16 protein-coding genes are annotated in these 17,627 nt (G+C 56.3%); 6 read left to right on the plus strand and 10 right to left on the minus strand.

Annotation, left to right across the window (positions count from 1 at the left end; genetic code table 11):
* Positions 1-19: 19 nt before the first annotated feature.
* The 3 genes from N645_RS0111355 to slmA all read left to right on the plus strand — a co-directional run bounded on the left by N645_RS0111355 (position 20) and on the right by slmA (position 4,194).
* Positions 20-2,488, plus strand: coding sequence for a phosphomannomutase/phosphoglucomutase (locus N645_RS0111355; protein WP_024461634.1), 2,469 nt, complete (start codon positions 20-22; stop codon positions 2,486-2,488).
* A 44-nt stretch (positions 2,489-2,532) separates the two neighbouring features.
* The gene (gene argB, locus N645_RS0111360) at positions 2,533-3,447 is read left to right on the plus strand and encodes an acetylglutamate kinase (RefSeq protein ID WP_024461635.1); all 915 of its coding nucleotides are present in this window, start codon (positions 2,533-2,535) and stop codon (positions 3,445-3,447) included.
* A gap of 138 nt (positions 3,448-3,585) precedes the next feature.
* On the plus strand, positions 3,586-4,194 hold the full coding sequence (gene slmA, locus N645_RS0111365; protein ID WP_024461636.1) for a nucleoid occlusion factor SlmA: 609 nt from the start codon (positions 3,586-3,588) through the stop codon (positions 4,192-4,194).
* A gap of 16 nt (positions 4,195-4,210) precedes the next feature.
* Here slmA and N645_RS0111370 read toward each other — a convergent pair whose 3' ends face one another.
* A complete protein-coding gene (locus tag N645_RS0111370) occupies positions 4,211-4,822 on the minus strand; it encodes a hypothetical protein (RefSeq protein ID WP_024461637.1) in 612 nt (203 codons plus the stop codon).
* 41 nt (positions 4,823-4,863) lie between these two features.
* Positions 4,864-5,505, minus strand: a complete 642-nt coding sequence (gene pyrE, locus N645_RS0111375; protein ID WP_024461638.1) for an orotate phosphoribosyltransferase — start codon at positions 5,503-5,505, stop codon at positions 4,864-4,866.
* 258 nt (positions 5,506-5,763) lie between these two features.
* Here pyrE and N645_RS0111380 point away from each other — a divergent pair, with 258 nt between their 5' ends.
* Positions 5,764-6,537 carry an exodeoxyribonuclease III gene (locus N645_RS0111380; protein WP_024461639.1) on the plus strand — a complete coding sequence of 258 codons (774 nt, stop codon included), beginning with the start codon at positions 5,764-5,766 and terminating at the stop codon, positions 6,535-6,537.
* Positions 6,538-6,638: 101 nt separating this feature from the next.
* Here N645_RS0111380 and rph read toward each other — a convergent pair whose 3' ends face one another.
* Complete coding sequence (rph, locus tag N645_RS0111385) at positions 6,639-7,373, minus strand: ribonuclease PH (protein WP_024461640.1); 735 nt, start codon at positions 7,371-7,373, stop codon at positions 6,639-6,641.
* A gap of 128 nt (positions 7,374-7,501) precedes the next feature.
* Here rph and N645_RS0111390 point away from each other — a divergent pair, with 128 nt between their 5' ends.
* Entirely contained in the window at positions 7,502-8,368 is an 867-nt protein-coding gene (locus N645_RS0111390; protein ID WP_024461641.1) for a YicC/YloC family endoribonuclease, read from the plus strand.
* Between the two features lie 71 nt (positions 8,369-8,439).
* On the opposite strand, the gene N645_RS0111395 is transcribed toward N645_RS0111390, so the two are convergent.
* From N645_RS0111395 to N645_RS0111405, 3 genes are all read right to left on the minus strand, one after another.
* Positions 8,440-9,402 carry a GGDEF domain-containing protein gene (locus N645_RS0111395; protein ID WP_024461642.1) on the minus strand — a complete coding sequence of 321 codons (963 nt, stop codon included), beginning with the start codon at positions 9,400-9,402 and terminating at the stop codon, positions 8,440-8,442.
* Complete coding sequence (locus N645_RS0111400; protein WP_036160894.1) at positions 9,392-10,222, minus strand: alpha/beta fold hydrolase; 831 nt, start codon at positions 10,220-10,222, stop codon at positions 9,392-9,394. The genes N645_RS0111395 and N645_RS0111400 overlap by 11 nt, the downstream gene beginning before the upstream one ends.
* Positions 10,223-10,347: 125 nt before the next feature.
* On the minus strand, positions 10,348-10,581 hold the full coding sequence (locus N645_RS0111405) for a hypothetical protein (protein ID WP_024461644.1): 234 nt from the start codon (positions 10,579-10,581) through the stop codon (positions 10,348-10,350).
* A 265-nt stretch (positions 10,582-10,846) separates the two neighbouring features.
* Between N645_RS0111405 and N645_RS0111410 the strand changes: the two genes are divergently transcribed.
* Positions 10,847-11,035, plus strand: a complete 189-nt coding sequence (locus tag N645_RS0111410) for a hypothetical protein (RefSeq protein WP_024461645.1) — start codon at positions 10,847-10,849, stop codon at positions 11,033-11,035.
* Between the two features lie 61 nt (positions 11,036-11,096).
* Here the strand turns inward: N645_RS0111410 and N645_RS0111415 are convergent, their stop codons facing one another.
* The 4 genes from N645_RS0111415 to N645_RS0111430 all read right to left on the minus strand — a co-directional run bounded on the left by N645_RS0111415 (position 11,097) and on the right by N645_RS0111430 (position 17,627).
* Positions 11,097-12,581 carry a tryptophan halogenase family protein gene (locus N645_RS0111415; protein ID WP_024461646.1) on the minus strand — a complete coding sequence of 495 codons (1,485 nt, stop codon included), beginning with the start codon at positions 12,579-12,581 and terminating at the stop codon, positions 11,097-11,099.
* A 36-nt stretch (positions 12,582-12,617) separates the two neighbouring features.
* Positions 12,618-13,652, minus strand: coding sequence for a cupin-like domain-containing protein (locus tag N645_RS0111420; RefSeq protein WP_024461647.1), 1,035 nt, complete (start codon positions 13,650-13,652; stop codon positions 12,618-12,620).
* A gap of 38 nt (positions 13,653-13,690) precedes the next feature.
* Positions 13,691-14,419, minus strand: a complete 729-nt coding sequence (locus N645_RS0111425; RefSeq protein WP_024461648.1) for a SapC family protein — start codon at positions 14,417-14,419, stop codon at positions 13,691-13,693.
* 154 nt (positions 14,420-14,573) lie between these two features.
* Positions 14,574-17,627 carry a TonB-dependent receptor gene (locus tag N645_RS0111430; RefSeq protein ID WP_024461649.1) on the minus strand — a complete coding sequence of 1,018 codons (3,054 nt, stop codon included), beginning with the start codon at positions 17,625-17,627 and terminating at the stop codon, positions 14,574-14,576.

A 17,627-nucleotide genomic window follows, 5' to 3' on the forward strand; every position in this document is an offset into this window, starting at 1 on the left:
ACAACGGGAATCCGATACCGTGGCGAACCGAACTTCCAAGGAACAACGACAAAAGCAGGCACGTCTGGCGCGCCAGAAGCTGATTGGCGCTTTGGTGCTGGGGGTACTCGTGCTGAACGGCCTGCTGGGTTACTGGCTGTACGGCATTCTGGTAACGGATGTTCAGGATCGTCGACTCGAGGCGGCGGTGCAGGCTCAGACCGAGCAGCGTGCGCAGCCACTGCAGGACTATATTCGGGAGCTGCGCCAACGCGTGGCGGCACTGGCGGCAGAACCGGCCACCGCTGCAGCGCTTCAGGGCTCAACGGAGGTCCGACAGTCAGCGGCAGAAGCGATTGCCGCGCGCATTGAGCACAGCATGGCCGCACGCCTGATTCCGGTGGGCAGCGCTCGGGTCGAACGCGACCACCCCGCCCCCATCCGATTTGCCGAGCTCGACCTGATCCGCCGGGCGGAGCGCCGTGACAATCACCTACCGGAGCTGGCCAAAGTGGATCAACAGTGGCAGTTGCACGTCATTGAACCCATCCCGCCGTCCGCCGACGAGCCCGTGGAGGGAACCCTCCTGGTCACACTCAATGACACCGGCTGGCGCTCACTACTGGATGCCGCCAGTAAAAGCCTGGGGCGCACCGAGCTGCACCAACAGATTCCGGGCAGCAATCCCCTGGCGGTCTATCTGAGCGGTCAGGGGGAGGGCGGCGCCAAGCACTCCGTCGCCATCCCCAATAGCCACTGGCGCCTGAGCTTCACGGCCTCGCCCGAGCTGGTGGCCCAGACCCGCGAGCTTCCGACGCTCTGGCTGCTGGTCCTGTCCACCACCACCATCGGCGGATTGCTGCTGGCCTGGTTCAGTGGCCATATGATTGAGCGCCGACAGCGCCAGAGCGCCCGTCCCATTCAGGTGCCCGGCGCCGCGCGCTCGGGCGGCAAAAACGCCGACGCGCAGGACGAGCACGGCGAAGAAGAAATCGGCATGATCAACACGTTGTACCAGAACCAGGACATTCTGGATCTGGATGTCAGCGACGAGGACGAGGACATTCTCGCCCTGGACCAGGCGCCCACCAAAACCGCCGCCGCCGACGCGACCCAGGCGGGCCAGTCAGGCCCGAGCATCCCCGAGGGGATTTTCCGCTCCTACGACATTCGCGGTCTGGCCGATACCGAAATCACCCCGGAGCTGGCCGAGCATATCGGGCGGGCGCTGGGCAGCGAGGCGCTGGATCACGGCGAAACCGATATGGTGCTCGCCCGGGACGGCCGGACGCACAGCCCGGTATTGGCCGAAGCCCTGCGCAGCGGGATTGCGAGCACCGGTTGCAACGTGATTGATCTGGGCACAGTCCCCACCCCCCTGATGTACTTCGCCACCCATCACCTGAGCGAAACCAGCAGCGGCGTCATGGTCACCGCCAGCCATAACCCCGGTAGCTACAACGGTTTCAAAATGATCATCAACGGGGTCACCCTGGCCGATGATGCGGTACTGGATGTACGCTCGCGGATTCAGCGCCAGCACTACCACCAGGGCGAAGGGGAGACCCGCAGCCACGACATCATCACCGACTATATCGAACGCATTTTCTCCGACGTCGCGCTGGTCGGTGCCGTGTCGCTGGTGATCGACGCGGGCAACGCGGTCCCCGGTGTGGTCGCGCCCCGGCTGTTCGAAGAGCTGGGCTGCGATGTGACACCGCTGTACTGCGACCTGGACGGGACCTTCCCCAATCACGACCCGGACCCGACTCAGGAAGCCAACCTTCAGGACCTTATCGCCAAGGTACAGGAGGTCGGTGCCGATCTCGGCGCGGCCCTCGATGGCGACGGCGATCGCCTGATCGTGGTCACCCCCCAGGGGCGGATCATCTGGCCGGACCAACTGTTGATGCTCTTTGCCCGGGACGTGCTCGGACGCAACCCCGGGGCCGATGTGCTGTTCGATGTGAAGTGCTCCCGCCAGCTGAACCAGTTGGTGACCAGCTATGGCGGTCGGCCGATCATGTGGAAAACCGGCCACTCCCACATGAAGTCGAAGATGATCGAAACCGGCGCGCTGATCGGCGGCGAGTATTCCGGTCACATTTTCATCAAGGACCGCTGGTACGGGTTCGATGACGGTTTGTACACCCTGGCGCGCCTGCTGGAAATCATCACCTTGCGCGATCAACCCATAGACGATATCTTCGCCGCCTTTCCGATTCTGCCCTCCACCCCGGAGCTGAAAATTCCGGTGCAGGACGACCAGAAATTCGCCCTGGTGGAACGGTTGATTGCCGAGGGCGACTTCCAGAGCGGCAAGCCGAGCACCATTGACGGGCTGCGGGTGGACTTTGCCAAAGGCTGGGGGTTGGTCAGAGCCTCTAACACCTCCGCGGCCCTGACCCTGCGCTTTGAAGGCGAAACCGAGGAAGCGCTGAACAAAATTCAGCAACTGTTTAAACGCGAGCTGTTGAAAATCGACAGCCAGCTTCAGATCGACTTTTAACCAACGTACCCTCAACAAGGTACTTTTAAACAACGGACCCCGCTATGTCACTGAACCGCACCCAGGCCATGAACGTGGCTCAGGTACTGACCGAGGCGCTGCCCTACATTCAGCGCTTTACCGGCAAGACCATCGTGATCAAATTTGGCGGCAACGCCATGGTGGACGAAGAACTGCAGAACAGTTTTGCCCGGGATATCGTGCTGATGAAACTGGTGGGCATGAACCCCATCGTGGTCCATGGCGGCGGGCCCCAGATTGGCGATCTGCTCAAGCAGCTCAACATCGAATCCGAGTTTGTCGATGGCATGCGGGTGACTGACAGTAAAACCATGGACGTGGTGGAAATGGTGCTCGGTGGCACCGTGAACAAACAGATCGTCAGCCTGATCAATCACAACGGCGGCCACGCCATCGGCATTACCGGTAAGGACGGGCAACTGATCCGAGCCAAAAAGCTCTCAGCCAAGCGCCAGACGCCGGATATGCAGGCGCCGGAAATCATCGACATCGGTCACGTGGGCGAGGTTGCCAGTATCAATACTTCGGTGATCGATATGCTGATCAACAGTGACTTCATTCCAGTGATTGCCCCGATCGGGGTGGGCGATGACGGCGCGTCCTACAATATCAATGCTGACCTGGTGGCCGGTAAAATTGCCGAGGTATTGCAGGCCGAGAAGCTGATGCTGCTGACCAACGTGGCCGGCCTGCAGGACAAGAATGGCGAAGTATTGACCGGGCTGACCACGCAGCAGGTGGACGGCCTGATCGCTGACGGGACCATTTACGGCGGCATGCTGCCCAAAATCGGCTGCGCGCTGGATGCGGTGAAAAGCGGCGTGAACAGTGCCCACATCATTGATGGACGGGTCGCCCACGCGGTATTGCTGGAGATCTTCACCGACGCTGGCGTCGGCACGCTGATCACCAACAAGGCGCAGCAAGCCACTCAGTAACGCGCCCGAAGGCCGCGCTGATCACCGAAAATCGGAGGCGATGGGGCAAGCCCCGCATCCTGTGCTAGGATATCCCCGTCGCCTGAAACGTCCTGAGGCCGCGCCGAAGGATCCACCCCTGACAACCTATGGACCGCCATGAGCAAGCCCACCGCCAAATCCTCCCGCCGCCAACAGATTCTGGAGTCTCTGGCTCACATGCTGGAAGCCAGCCCCGGTGCCCGTATCACCACGGCCGCCCTGGCTCGGGAAGTGGGCGTCTCCGAAGCGGCGCTGTACCGCCACTTCCCCAGCAAGTCCAAGATGTTTGAAGGGTTGATCGAGTTTATCGAAGACACGATTTTCACCCGCATCTCCCTGATCCTGTCGGAGGAGCCGGCCGCTTTGCGCCGGTGCGAGAAGATTCTGCTACTGCTGCTGACCTTCACCGAACGCAACCCCGGCATCACCCGGTTGCTCACCGGCGACGCCCTGACCGGCGAAACCGAACGGCTTCGGCTGCGCGTGGCCCAGCTATTTGAGCGGGTGGAAACCCAGTTGAAGCAGGTGTTGAGAGAAGCGGAATTGCGAGAGGGGTTACGGCCCAATTTGCCCTTGTCGGCCGCCGCCAATCTGTTGATGGCCTGCGCCGATGGGCGGATCACCCAGTTTGTGCGCAGTCAGTTCCGGCGCCCACCGACCGAGCACTGGGCCGAACAGTGGCCGGTACTGGTGAGCGGCCTGATGCGCGAACAGGTTCCGGCCTGATTCGCGCCTCGGGGGTTCAGCGGCGGCCCTCAGCCGCCCGGATCTCGGCGAATGCCTCAATGTCCTGATCAAACTTGTCCGCCACCTCGTCGTACTCCTCCTGGCGATGACGGATCTGCGCCTGTATTTCCTGCACTTCGGTTTTCAACGTCCCCCGATTGACCAGTACCGACTCGGGCACCTCCTGGCCACTGCGCTCCAGACGCGCCGCCCGACTCTCCAGGTCCCGAATCTGCAAGCGCACATTGCTCAGGTTGCTCTCCAGAATACTGATATTGCCCTGCAGCTCCGCCAGACTGCGCCGTTTCGCGTCCTCGATATCCTTGACCGTGCTGTACCGGCGCTTCAGTTCCTGCTCGTAGGCCTCACGCGCCTGTCGGGCCTGCCGCTCGCGGGCCTCGGCTTCCAACTCTTCATCGCTGGGCGCGGGGGGCACGGTTTTAAGCACCTCCCCGTACATGGACACGACTTCGTAACCTCTCGGGACGTACTTGGGTGGGATGCGATCTTCCAGCACCTGCACGCCTTCATCGTTGGTGTATCGGTAGTACACTTTCTCTTGCGCCTGGGCCAGCGACGCCAGACCCAGGAGGCAGGATACCGAGAACCACAACACTGATTTACGCATAACGCCCTCGTTGCTCCATCGCGCTTGGGAGCGGATTCTGATTACACGCCGTACTCGGCGCGATAGGCCTCAATGGCCGCCACTACCTCTGGGCGGGCTTTGTCCGCTTTCAGGTAGGCCACCACATCGTCCAGATTGACAATACTGATCACCGGAATGCCGTACTGCTGCTCCACTTCCTGGATCGCCGACAGGGAGCCCTTGCCGCGCTCCTGACGGTTAAGACCAATCAACACCCCCGCCGGTTCAGCGCCCGCCGAACGAATCAGTTTCATGGACTCACCCACGGCGGTTCCCGCAGTAATCACATCGTCCACAATGAGCACCCGACCGTCCAGCGGTGCGCCCACCAGAGAGCCGCCCTCGCCGTGGTCCTTGGCCTCCTTGCGGTTGAACGCGTAGGGCAGATCCCGGTCGTGGTGGTCGGCCAGCGCCACGGCGGTGGTGGTGGCCAGGGGAATCCCTTTGTAGGCCGGGCCGAAGATCAGGTCCACTTCAACGCCAGAGGCCATCAGCGCCGCCGCGTAGCAACGCCCCAGCCTCGCCAGTGCCCGACCGGTCTGAAACTTGCCGGCGTTAAAAAAATACGGGCTGACCCGGCCGGATTTGAGGGTAAACTCGCCAAAGCCCAGGGCCTGGTGCTCAATGGCCAACTCAATAAAGTCGCGCTGGTAGTTCTCCATGCAAAACTCTCAAAAGTACGCTAGATTGAAAAAGAATAACGGCTGACACTGCAAGGGCTCGCCATCAACCACCGGTCACGCCCGTGCCCCCAATTATAACCATCGAGGGACCGCCTGCACTGCCCAGCCGTTCACTGGTCCCGAACTAAAGTGCGGAAATGGCCTCCAAACGGCTGAATTCCGGGGTTTTTCTGTCACTAATTAACACAAAGATAACAAGCTCGGGTATCATACACAGTCCGTTAACAAGGGGCTAATATGAGAGTTATCAGTCTTAGCGTCGATGGTATTTTCCAGGCGGCTCAGCGCGGTCTGTTTGACTGGCTGGACAGCCAGGACGCAGACGTCATCTGTCTGCAGGATCTGCGCGCACTGGAATATGAACTGGAAGACAAGCCGGTATTTCAACTGGACGGTTATTTCAGCTACTTCTTCGACTCCGGGACACCGCACTACAACGGCGTGGCCATCTACACCCGCAAGCAGCCCAAGGCCCTGATTTTTGGCCTGGGGTTCTCGTCCGGCGTGGATATGGAAGGTCGTTACCTGCAGATTGACTACGAACAGCTGAGCATTGGCTCAATGCTGGCGCCCAGTGCTACCTCGGAAATGGAATCCCAGGAAGTGAAGATCAAGTTCTTCGACGACCTGCAGGCCCATCTGGACAAGATTACCCGCAAGCGCCGCGAGTTCATCTTCTGCGGCAACTGGGCCATGGCGCACACCCCCCGGGATGTGACCAACCCGGAGAAAAATGAGCACGAATCCGGCTTTCTGCCCCACGAACGGCAGTGGCTGAGCCAGGTGTTCAACCAGATCGGCTATGTGGATGCCTTTCGCAAGGCCAACAAGGACCCGGACGAATACAGTTGGTGGCCCAGCAGCAAAATCAATGAGGGCGAGGGTTGGCGCACCGATATGCAGATCGTGTCAGCGCCCATTGGCCAGCGGGTCGAGCATGCGGCCATTTACAAGATTCAGCAGTTCTCCAGCCACCTGCCGGTGATTGTGGATTACGATATCGAGCTTTGATGCGTTCGGGTGGGGTAGCGGCGGATGGGGTAACGGCGGATGCGCCTTCGCTTATCCGCCCTACGCAACCCTCGGTTGCATCCATCGCAATCCGGTCCGGGTTACTCCGCCAACGCCGCCTGCTGCAACCGATTCAACTCCCCAATCCCTTTCTTCGCCAACGCCATCATGGCTCCAAACTCGGCTTCGGTAAACGGCTCGGCTTCGGCGGTGCCCTGGATTTCGATGATGCCACCGTCATCGCCCATGACCACATTCATATCGGTATCCGCACTGGAGTCCTCGGGATAATCCAGATCCAGCACCGGCACGCCCTTATAAATGCCTACGGACACCGAGGCAATGGCGCGCTTGAGCGGACTGTCCTTCACCAACCCCTTCTCCTGCAGAAACGTCACCGCATCGGCCAACGCCACCCAGGCGCCGGTAATGGAAGCGGTACGGGTGCCGCCATCGGCCTGAATCACATCGCAGTCGAGCTGGATGGTGTTCTCGCCCAGCGCGTCGAGATCAATCGCCGCACGCAGGGAGCGGCCGATCAGGCGCTGGATTTCCACCGTGCGCCCCCCTTGCTTGCCACGGGCCGCTTCGCGATTCATCCGCGAGCCGGTGGAGCGGGGCAGCATACCGTACTCGGCGGTCAGCCAGCCCTGGCCCTTGCCGCGCAGGAAAGGCGGCACGCCCTCGACCACGCTCGCGGTGCAGATCACCTTGGTGTCCCCAAATTCCACCAGCACCGAACCCTCGGCGTGCTTGGTGTAACGGCGGGTCAGGCGCACATCGCGCAACTGGTCGGGCTGGCGGCCACTGGGGCGCTGAACGGTCGTCTCGGTCATGATCGGAGTCCTGTACTGTCAAAGGGTTTGAAAAAGTCGTCTGTGGTAACATCGCCGGTTTAATGGGAGCGAAGCCTACCAGCTCCGCCCCCACAGTGTCACCGCCGCATTCAGACAGAGGATCGCCCATGCCACGCAGTATGACCGGTTTTGCCCGCACATCGCAGCAGTTCGACTGGGGCACACTCACCTGGGAGATCCGCAGCGTCAACCACCGCTACCTGGAGCCGGCCTTCCGTCTGCCCGACGATCTGCGCGAAATCGAGCCCCATCTGCGCGAGCGCATCCGCAAGAGCCTGCACCGGGGCAAGCTGGAGATGAGCCTGACCGTGCAGAAGGAAGAGGGCGCCGACCAGGCTCTGGGCATCAACCTGCCCAGAGTCCGCCAGCTCGCCGAAGCGGCGCACACCATCGGCAACGAGCTGCACGATGCCGCACCGATCAACCCGCTGGAGGTGTTGCGCTGGCCCGGCGTCTTGCAACAGGCCGAACTCAATCGCGACACCCTGATTGAAGCCGCCCTGGCGCTGTTTGACCAGACTCTGAAACAACTGCTGGAACATCGCACCCGGGAAGGCGGCGAGCTGGTGCAGTTCATTCACCAGCGGCTGGACAGCATCAGCGCCGAAGTGGTGAAACTGCGCGAGCGGTTACCGGAAATACTGACCGCCCAACGCGAAAAACTGCAGAGTAAAATCGAAGCACTGAAGGTCGACCTGGACCCGGAACGCCTGGAGCAGGAGATTACCCTGCTGGCACAGAAGGCCGACGTGGACGAAGAGCTGGATCGCCTCGACACCCACGTCGCCGAGGTGAAGCACACCCTGACCCAGAAAAACTCCCTGGGCCGCCGGCTGGACTTTCTGATGCAGGAGCTGAACCGCGAGGCGAATACGCTTTCGTCAAAAGCCATTGTGGCGGACACCACTCAATCGGCGGTGGAGCTTAAGGTATTGATCGAGCAAATGCGGGAGCAGATCCAGAATATTGAGTGACCTTACCGCAGTCTGGTAATACCGCGCGAGCGGACGTTGCGTCCGGTGAAAGTCAGGCCCCAAAAAAATCCTCAGCGAACACACACCCGATTTCGCCCCTGATGCTTGGCATTGTAAAGCGCCCGGTCGGCGCGCCCATAGAGCAGGCTTTTGGTGTCGTGCGGGCAGACTTCGGTAATACCGAAACTCATGGTGACTTCACCGTAACGACCGCCATACTGCGCCACCAGTTCGCGCTTGCGCTCGGCGACCCTGATCGCCTGTTCCGCTGTAGTGCTCGGAAGAATAAGCGCAAACTCCTCACCGCCCATGCGCACCAGCGTATCAATTTCCCTCAGCCCCTGATGCAGGCACTGAGCAACATCCTTCAGCACCCGATCGCCCGCGTCGTGACCAAAGCGGTCGTTGATTCGTTTAAAGAGGTCAATGTCCGTGAGAACGAGTGCAAAAGGCGTGCGCGTGCGGTGGAACAGCGCCAGCTGTGCCTCTATCTGTCGATCGTAAACCCGGCGATTGGCCAGGCCGGTGAGCGGGTCTTGTGTTGCCATCAACTCCAGTTTTGCGTTGAGCTCGGAAAGCTGCTCCTGGCGCTGCTCCAGTTCATGGGCGAGCGCCTGTACCTGCTCCAGAGCCAGGGCCTTTTCTTCCGTCGCCTGCTCCGCTGTCTTGCGCGCCTGCTGCAGTTGTTCCTCGACCAGGTTGCGTCGCTGCATGGGCAGCAGCAGTAACTGATACCCCGGTTCATCCCCGGCTACCGAGGATGCACTGAGCAGCACCGGTAGCGGTTGCCCGGAAGCGTTGGTAAAGGTCAGGGTCATTTCCTCGGCGTGGCCGTGCAAGCGCAGCGCCGGTAACACATGCCCCAGATAGTAGATTCTGGAACCACCGGTCATCCGGCTCTCTGGCGCATGCCCCACCAACTCAGTCTCGGCCCGGCCCAGCCAATCGCAGAGCGTGCGATTGACGGCGGTCACGATGTTGGCCTCGTCGAGAACGATAAGGCCTCCCGGCAGGCGGTCTATGTCAGGCTGCACCCTGGGCGCCCTCAATCACGGCACGGGCCACCGCCCCAGGGTTGCTGACCTGAGGGTAGTGCCCCGTGGCGTCGAGCCGCCGGATGATTCCTTTGGGGAGCGCCCATTCGAGGTATTCGATCACTGCGGTCGGGACAATCACGTCCTGCTCGCAGTACAGCACCAATGTGGGTACCTGAACGTGCGGTAGCTGAGTGCGTATGTCACAGAGAAAAGTGGTTTCGGCAAAACGCCGGGACATGGCCGGATCGGCATTGAGAAAACTCTCACGCAACTGCTCGGCGAGGGCGGGGCGGTCACCGTTGGCCATGACGATCGGTGCCAGATAACCGGCCCACTCGAAGTGATTGCGCTCCATCAGGTCCAGCAGCTCACCCACGTCTTCGGCCTCAAACCCACCGATATAATCCGGCGGATCATTGATGTAGCGGGGTGAAGGCCCGATGGCAATAATCTGGCGAAACAGCTCCGGCTCGGCCATCGACGCCAGCCAGCCAATGGCACCGCTGACCGAGTGCCCGACCAGAATGGGCCGCCGCTTCAGGCCGAGGGCCTGCACCAGCTCGACCAGATCCTCGGCATAAGCCGAGAGGTCGGCGTAACGCTCAGCGTCGAACGCGCTTCGGTCGGAGCGGCCGCAACCGATGTGATCAAACAGCACCACCGGATACTCCCGGGCCAGGACGTCCGCCACCGGCGCCCAGATCTGCTGATCACAGCCAAAACCGTGAGCAAGAATCAGCGTCGGTCGATCGGTTGAGTCGGGGGCAGGCCCCAACCATGAAGCCTGGTGTCGCCTGAGAATGTCGGCAGATAGCATGAGTACCTCGGTCTGGGGCCTCCGGCCCGATACCTCTTCAAGATAGCTCATAGTAGCAGGGGCTGCCGCTTATGCGGACCACTTTTAATGGTTTTTGTGCCAACCTCCGATCGCGCAATGGCAGATCAGTCAGCGGCGCGCTGCCGCAGTCGTTGCCACTCCTCATCCAGGGTGTTGTCCGGCAAGGTCTCTCCCGCGCGACGATACCAGTACCCTGCATTGCCCAGGTCGCCCTCTTCGCGATGCAGGTAGCCGTGAATCAGGCAGGAGAGAGGGTCATCTTGAGCCTGCACCAGGTCGTGAGCGCCGTGCCAATCCCCCTCGCGGGCCAGTTCCAGTGCTTTGAGTTGAGTATTCACACGTAAGTCTCCTCGGACGGTTCGTAACAATACTCCGCAAGGATACCGCATCCCGCACTTGAGGCTCCACGCTGGCGTAAGCGCTTGAGGGGCGTTTCAGAATCATGGCTGCCCAACAACGCACCTGTTCACGATATTCACCGCTGGCCTGTAGTGGACGGCAAGGAGACCCGGTGGCGCTCCCACGTAGGGGGCGTGGCCCGGCTCCTGTTGACCGAGGAATAGCCTTCGCTCACAATTCCGGAACCGACCAGGAGACCGAACTGTGAGCGACAACGTCATAGCCTTCAAACGGCCCAGCGCCAAAGAAAAGCACAAGGGTAAAACCTTGTGCCGCAGTGGCTTTCATAAGTGGAAGGTGGTTACCGAGCAGAAGTTTGATGTCAAGCAGGGGAAGTTGGTTACTCTCTACGAGTGCACTCGGTGCGGAAAACGAAAAACAGCGGCCCATTGATAATAGGCCGATGATCGTTTAATGCTCGCATTGGACTTAACGATAACTGAACGACTCGCCATCAACGGCGCGACTTGCAGTAATGATTAATAAATTCCTGATGGGTTGGAAGCTTGTTTACCGCATCGGAAATTGTTTTACGAGTATTGCTCAGGTGACCCACCATCTCCTCATCCGACATGGTGCTAAATATCGAGTGATAGCGTTTCGGCATAATACCTTGGCCTAGCATTACGTGTAACCAGGAGCTAAGCCTGAACAGTTCATTCTCACCCAGAAAAACCAGAGCGTTTTCTTTAAACAGCTCAAGACGATGGGATAGCGACTCTGGAATATCCATGTGCTTGCAATAGCGCCAGAACTCGCTATCTTCGCGAGATGTAGCGTGGTAGTGCAGTATAATAAAGTCACGAACATTTTCCAGCTCAGCAATATTTTGCTTGTTATATTCATCAATGACTGGCTGGGTAACTCCATTGAAAGGAAACATCCGCATCAAACGAATGATTCCGATCATGAACATATAGATACTGGTGGACTCCAGAGGTTCAACAAAACCACTTGACAGTCCGAGTGCAACACAATTCTTGGTCCAGAAGACTTTACGTCGCCCGGTCTTATATTTTATTACCCTGGGCTCAGTTCTGACCTCGCCTTGAACGTTATTCAAAAGGTGCTGCGTTGCTTCATCGCCCGACATGAACTTACTACAGAAAACATTGCCATTTCCCACTCGATGCTGCAATGGTATTTGCCATTGCCAGCCGGCTTTGTGAGCCGTACAGGTAACGTAAGGTCGAGGCGACTCAACCGACTCGGTTTGAACAGCAATGGCACTGTCACACGGCAACCAGTGCGTCCAATCTTCATAAGGCACTTTCAACGTTTTATCGATCAACAGGCCGGTAAATCCCGTACAATCAATAAACAGATCGCCTTCTACCACTTCGCCGGACTCCAACTGAAGCGCTTTAATGTCACCATTCACGTGTTGCTGCACGTGTTGAATTTTTCCCTCTACACGTTTGGCCCCTAACTTTTCACTGAACTGTCGTAAAAACTGGGCGTAACGGGTGGCGTCCAAATGATAGGCGAAATTAAGGCTGCCTTTCTTCGAGATGGCAAATTTATTGGCTTTGGCTGCCTGTGCGGCTAAGCTATAATCTTCAAATTCAGCATGTATGCCTTTGCTCTTTCCATACAGCCAAAAGTTCTGAAAATCAGCAAGGTAACTACTTTGGCCCGTGGCGCCAAAAGGATGAAAATACTGCTCACCCACCTGCCCCCAGTTCTTGAACTCAATACCGAGCTTAAATACCGCCTCAGTAGAACGCATAAACTCTTGTTCATCAATACCGAGCAGTCTATGAAATGCTCTCATGGGTGGAATTGTCGCCTCACCCACACCAACCGTACCAATTTGATCGGACTCAACCAAAACCACGTCGATCAGTTTCCCGAGCTGGTGGGCCAATGCTGCAGCAGCCACCCAGCCAGCAGTACCGCCGCCAGCTATTACCACTCTTTTTACACTAGTATTTTGCAACGCTAACCACCCACATCACCAACAGGCTTCAACAATTTATCGGTTAAGTTTATTTAGCAGAAAAGCGCGCAACATCCGGGCTTTAGCTGAGTCAATTTCACCAAGATATCCACGCGCCTCCTCAGGTAAATGAGCGCCTGCCCGGTCCGGGTCACCGAAGATGTAATAATCGAAGATATGTTTCCAAGCTTGTTTTTCGTGCTCGGGTTTATCACGCAAGCTCAACAGTGCGTGGTACAACACATTCATTGCTGGGCCCATATGTTTGGCGGAGTCACTCCACCAATAATTGATCAGGACATTAAAGCGACTTTGGGACTCCACTTGATGCCACCACATACTTGGCAGATACAAGGCATCGCCGGGCTCTAGATCAGCAACCTGCCCGTGCTCTATTGCTTCGGCAAAATTGGGGTATTGTTCGAAATCCGGATTATCGAAATCAACCATGCTTAACGCCTGCCCCCCAGGAGTGGGAGTCAAGGGTCCTGGGTAGAGATTGGCTATTTGATCAGGTGGAAAGAGTGTAAACCGACGCTTGCCCACTGCACAGCACGCTAGATTATCCGAGGCATCGTAGTGGCAGCAAGCGGTCGTACGGTTGCCAATCCAGATACTCGCCCGAACGTCTTCAATTGGGTAGCCCAAATCCGGCCTGGGAATTGCAATGTCATTTTCCGCCCTGAAACCAGGGAAGTGAGTATCAATAACGTTGGATGCAATGTAGTAAGAGGTTGGATTTTCCTCTGCAAAGCTTTTTTCTATAAGATCAAGAACTTCATCTATTGTCGTCTTTTTAATATCGTAATTAAGCTGTGTGCGTTGATCATTATAAAAGTAGCGCCCCTGGATTTCAGGTGGGCCGATACAGGCAAACGAAGGTCGGCCATTATAATATGACTTTAGATAGCGTATGGCGCTGCTGTCTGACTGCCGTCCTTCATCTACGAGCTTCCAATGTTTAACCAGACCTTTGATAACTACCGGATTTTTAGATGCTATGACGCTCTCGTCCAAGGATTCGCTTGAGTAGTCGGTAATAACAGCAGTTTTAGTGGCAATCGTTACCATAATATATCTTCATTAAGCTCAATTTGACCATTTTGACATCACCGCTCTCTGCCATTTTTGATTTCTATCAACTTCCGTATATTTGTCATAGAGGCAATTACAGCATAGGCCAAGGGGAGAAAACCACGCTTGCTCAGTTGCTCCAGTTTATCCCCACTAAGCGACGCGAGCTTCTCTTCATTTATAGTGTAGTTCCCGACGAGTTGACGTTTCTCACCGTTGTTCAAATCTATATCGATAGCGACCGGCTCAATCAAGCCTAATTCCGAGAAGGCACTAAACATAACGTCTTGAGTGGCGATACCTTCATGTATTACTTTCAGAACGCTCGTTATACGCTCCAAATATGGGCTAGTCCCGCCATGCTCTAAAAATAGCGGATATCCATCCTGCTCGCTCACTTTAGGGTGATCCAAATCTATATGGACCACAGGCGCGTCACTGGAGCCCTCATCTTGAGACTGCATGCCAATCAAAAATGGGCCTTTAGCTATTGCCGCAGGGATATAGTTTGCAGCCCAACCCGACCTACAAGTTGGATCCAAGTAAAGATTCTCTTCTTTATTGAACCCTAAAAGGGCGGTCGCTTGAAATGTTTTCGTTTCAGAGTTCTTCCTGATCAAAATAGGATATTCTTTTTGCAACTCGACAAACTCTGTCGGGAAAGCCAAAACGCTAGCAACGTTGTCTCCAAGCTCAGCGCTATAGCTTGGGATCACTTTCAAATCGTGATGGGATACATTGTTCAGAAATACGGGATTTGTCATGGTTTTCTTATTTGACCTTCAAGAAAATTGGGAAGCTTACTGAGCAGATAAAGAATAACAACAAAATCTAGCGAGTGAAATAAAAAAGCCGCTTTGCAGCGGCTTTTTTACTTATCAACGATAAGACTTCTAATTAAAATTTAGATCATTTTAGTTAGAAGGTATAGCGCGCACCTACAGTGTAACGCGGACCCAAGTCACGCAAATCCCACATCATCTCGTAGTTGCGGCCGTGAGAACGGCTGTCTTCGCCGGTGATGTTCAAGCCTTCGAAGGATACAAACAACCCATCGATGATCTCATAACTCACATTCACGTCAATTTGAGAATAGTCCTCAATATAGCGTGGGTTAGCGAAGGCCCCTCTGGACGTCTCGTTCAGGTACTTGTCACGCCAGTTATAAGCAATACGAGCCTGGAAGCCATAATTCTCGTACAAGCCTACCAGGTTTGCAGTATCGCTTAAACCTACCAGAGCGAACTGAGACTCATCCGGGGAACCCAGGTTATCGAAGCCTACATCTCCACGAACAAGCGTGTAGTTGGCCTGAACACCAAAGCCGGTATCACCAAAGAAGTGCTGTACCGCAAATTCAGCACCGTGAATTTTAGCTTCCCGAGCGTTGTTTGGCGTATTGGTTCTGAAGATAGTCTCAGGATCTTCCGGACGTGATCTCAGATCCCAGAGCCCGCCTGGCTGACCTGAGAGGAACTCGTTCTGCTCTTGGGTTGCCGCATAGTCAACATTGCCAAATTCATTGACCCAGGCGTCGTTGTAACTGCCGTTTTGGTCAATAAACTCATTGAAGACCATCATTCCGTGCAGGTTATCGTCGTTAAGCGCAAAGCCCCGGTCAGTCAGCTCTTCAGCCGCCTCTTGCGCCCGAGGACCACTGGTGACGTCACGAATGCCAAGCAACGGACGCTCTACCTGTTGGGAGCCGATAAAGTTGAACACATTTTTCTCAAAGAACCCAACTGACGCGTAGCTTGTATCGTCGTAATACCATTCCAGCGACAGGTCGAAGTTGGTCGACTCCAAGGGTAGCAGACCGGGGTTTGACGCGGACGCTGTAGGCCGTGCCCCCAAGTAGGTTGAACCACCGCCAGCTCCGAAGCTGTCTGCCGAAACACCCAGGTCACCCAGTCCCGCCCGAGCAATGGTTTTGCTGGTTGAGAAGCGACCAATCAAATCGTTGGTAATATTGAGGGTGAAATCGAAGCTCGGTAACAGGTTGTCATAGCTGGCCTCAGCTGAAACCAGGCTAGAGGGCTGCGAGGGGTCGACGTTAATCGCAACGTCGTTGTTGGATTCCCAAATAGTGACATAGCCCGCCGCCAGAGAGCTGGACTCTACGTCCGTGGTTTCATAGCGTAAACCAGCCAAAATATTGAACGGCATATCACCCAGGTCGCCGTTTACCGACACTTGGGCAAAAGCCGCTGTCATCTGCTCATTGACCAGATTGTCAGCCGATTGATTGAGCGGCGCCGGCAAGATATCAGAGTAACGTGGAATCTCATTCGTGGCATAGTCGTACAATTCGGCGGCGTTAGCCCTGAAGCCATAACCATCAAGCGGATTGAAGTCTTCAAATTCGCCTTGAATGTCAAAGGGCTCTACCAGATCGCCAAACTCCCCAGGATAAGCCCCCTCCCAGCCACCTAGGGCAACGTTGCTTGCCGTGTAGTTAAGCGTGTGAGACTCCATCTCGCGTGATTCAATACCAAAATCAATCGCGCCGTTGTCGAACTCATAGGTACCGTCAAGCTGAACCTGGGTGACGCTCATTTTTTGGTCGGCTTGGCGCAAATTGAGCATGGTTGAGCTGACATCACCGGGATCAACAACGCCGTTGTTGTTTGCATCATTTATGCTGTCATCATACTGGTTTTCAACAATAGGGAACTCTCGGCCAAACCACCATTCACGACCAACAACGACGGGTGCAGCCAGAGCCATACGTACCGAACCAGTACCGAAGGGCCCAGTACCGCGAGCGTGCATTTCTGAGTCGTGCACATCCAGGTCAAAGCTTAGCGCATCATTGACTTGATACTCGAGGTTTACACCAAATGATTCCAGAGTATCGGTTGTCTCTGCCCACTGCTGCTCATAGCCTTCATCGATACCACCGGCGTATGATTCACGAGCATAAATCATGGTGGCAATTTCCTGGTTGTCAAATTCAACCGCCTGGATATTGGCACCTTGCTGCATCCAGTTACCGGTTTGCCCCAGTGCTTCTTGAACTTCATTTTCGGCAAAGGTGTAATCAACGGTCGCCGTAAAATCTTCATTGGGCGCAAACTGTAGCGTTAGCTGCGCATTATCGCGGGTACGCTGGGTATCGGTAAACTCATACCGCAGATCAAAGAAACGGGAATACAGCTGACCTTCTTCTGGAGCATTTTCCACATCTACATCGGTGTTATTCCACGCTCTTTGTGGGGCATTAATGCTGTCCCACTCGTAGATACCCCAATCGTTGACGTTGGCACCAATGGTACCTGAGTCACGCTGCTGGTGACTTGCGCTTAGCGAAACACCCCAGGTAGCGTCGTCATTAGAATAACTGATCAGTGTGGACAGCTCTGGCGTAACGTCGTCGCCGACACGGTTGGTGGTGTCCATCATCGCCTTGCCACCAACAGTTGCGTTAAAACCGGGGTTGTCCAACGGCCGCGCTGTAAGAATGTTGATGGTGGCACCAATACCACCTGTGACAATCGATGCCTTACCGGTCTTATAAACTTCTACCCCGCTAACAGCCTCGGATGCCAGGTTACCAAAATCAAAGGATCTTGAACCGCCGCCTTCCCCGCGGTTGATGCCTGCCGTCGGCATGACACGACCATTCAAGGTCACCATATTATTACCCGCGCCAAAACCACGCACGGTCACTTCTGAACCTTCACCGTTTTCGCGACTGATAGAAACACCAGTGATGCGCTGTAATGATTCAGCCAGGTTGGTATCGGGGAACTTACCGATATCCTCCGCCGAAATAGCATCCACGACGCCGGTCGAATCACGCTTGATATCCATTGACTGCTCAAGCGAGGCACGGATACCCGTCACCACCACCTCTTCAAGCGCTGGCTCACCCTGCTGGGCGATTGCTCCGCCACTGAAGCCAGCCAAGGCCGATGAGGCCACAACTGAAGCTATCAGGCGTTTTTGAAAACTCTTACGATTGGGATTCAT

This window comes from Marinimicrobium sp. LS-A18 (genome assembly GCF_000463525.1).
Classification (GTDB): domain Bacteria; phylum Pseudomonadota; class Gammaproteobacteria; order Pseudomonadales; family Cellvibrionaceae; genus Marinimicrobium; species Marinimicrobium koreense.

Coding starts and splice junctions, on each gene's coding strand:
- argB (WP_024461635.1), top strand. CDS start 2,533: ATGTCACTGAACCGCACCCAGGCCATGAACGTGGCTCAGGTACTGACC.
- slmA (WP_024461636.1), top strand. CDS start 3,586: ATGAGCAAGCCCACCGCCAAATCCTCCCGCCGCCAACAGATTCTGGAG.
- N645_RS0111370 (WP_024461637.1), bottom strand. CDS start 4,822: ATGCGTAAATCAGTGTTGTGGTTCTCGGTATCCTGCCTCCTGGGTCTG.
- pyrE (WP_024461638.1), bottom strand. CDS start 5,505: ATGGAGAACTACCAGCGCGACTTTATTGAGTTGGCCATTGAGCACCAG.
- N645_RS0111380 (WP_024461639.1), top strand. CDS start 5,764: ATGAGAGTTATCAGTCTTAGCGTCGATGGTATTTTCCAGGCGGCTCAG.
- rph (WP_024461640.1), bottom strand. CDS start 7,373: ATGACCGAGACGACCGTTCAGCGCCCCAGTGGCCGCCAGCCCGACCAG.
- N645_RS0111390 (WP_024461641.1), top strand. CDS start 7,502: ATGCCACGCAGTATGACCGGTTTTGCCCGCACATCGCAGCAGTTCGAC.
- N645_RS0111400 (WP_036160894.1), bottom strand. CDS start 10,222: ATGCTATCTGCCGACATTCTCAGGCGACACCAGGCTTCATGGTTGGGG.
- N645_RS0111420 (WP_024461647.1), bottom strand. CDS start 13,652: ATGGTAACGATTGCCACTAAAACTGCTGTTATTACCGACTACTCAAGC.
- N645_RS0111425 (WP_024461648.1), bottom strand. CDS start 14,419: ATGACAAATCCCGTATTTCTGAACAATGTATCCCATCACGATTTGAAA.
- N645_RS0111430 (WP_024461649.1), bottom strand. CDS start 17,627: ATGAATCCCAATCGTAAGAGTTTTCAAAAACGCCTGATAGCTTCAGTT.